Here is a 1,029-nt window from a genome sequence, read left to right on the forward strand (position 1 = left end):
GGCACTTGCTGGTGAAGCATTGGGTAACCGCTTTTTAGAAAATCGAATTTTAGAGATGAAAGCAGCCATCGAAGCGGGTAGCACCATCTCTGTTACAGCCATCAACAGCAATATTTTTACGCCATTAGTTATTCAAATGATTGCAGTTGGTGAAGAAACGGGTCGTATTGATGAACTTTTGCTCGAAGTCTCAGATTTTTATGATCGAGAAGTGGATTATGACCTTAAAACACTGACGGCAAGAATAGAACCGTTACTTTTGGTCATTGTCGCTGGGATGGTGATGGTACTTGCATTGGGTATTTTCTTACCAATGTGGGGGATGCTGGACATCATCAAAGGCGGCTAATGCGTGGTTGAGAATCAAAGCCGAGCAACGCTTATTATGTTTGGCTTAGTTGCGGTCATCATCGTGGTTGGAATGGCGATTAAATTGCAGCCAGTCACTGAAGAAGCACAAGCGACAGGTGCAAAACTCGCAAAGGTTTGGATGCTAGACAGTGTTCAGCGTTATCACCAAGCGTGGTTAGTGCAAGGTGAGCCCAATCATATGGAAATGGATGGTTTTCAACTCACCATGACTGAAGGGGGATTGGTGTCGCCGTTCACACAACAAGGCGTACTCGATTGCGGATATTGGTTAGCTGTTCATTATCCGCAACGTAAGATTATGGCTAGTGAGTTATTAGATATTAGCGGAACAATCAAAAGTAATCGTTATATCTGCAACTATACTTACGAAAGTGGCCAAACAATTGTAGTTATGTCTACCGCTAATCGACTGATAATAGACGTCGAAATGTCGGCGGAGTGAATTTTTTGACACTTAAGTACTATAAATGGGAATGAAAGTCGGTATAATGCAAACATTACCATAAGCCTAAGGTTGTAATAAAAGGTAAACCATAAAATGATTACCTTTGTTATCAAACCTTTTCGGAATAATGGCGATTCGTCATTCTGCTCAAGCGGTAGATACAGTATCCACTTCACGGTCAGTTTTAGTGAACGTTGCTGCCCCAAACCGTT

At 42.1% G+C, this 1,029-nt stretch carries 2 protein-coding genes; both read left to right on the forward strand.

Annotation, left to right across the window (positions count from 1 at the left end; all coding sequences use genetic code 11):
• On the forward strand, positions 1-349 hold a 349-nt coding region (locus tag R7P35_RS26360; RefSeq protein ID WP_318093451.1), incomplete at its 5' end, for a type II secretion system F family protein.
• A gap of 3 nt (positions 350-352) precedes the next feature.
• Positions 353-814: an MSHA biogenesis protein MshF gene (locus R7P35_RS26365; RefSeq protein ID WP_005456302.1), complete on the forward strand. Its 462-nt coding sequence runs from the start codon at positions 353-355 to the stop codon at positions 812-814.
• Positions 815-1,029: the final 215 nt, after the last annotated feature.

The sequence above is a fragment of the Vibrio sp. Vb0304 genome (genome assembly GCF_033338995.1).
Lineage (GTDB): Bacteria > Pseudomonadota > Gammaproteobacteria > Enterobacterales > Vibrionaceae > Vibrio > Vibrio alginolyticus.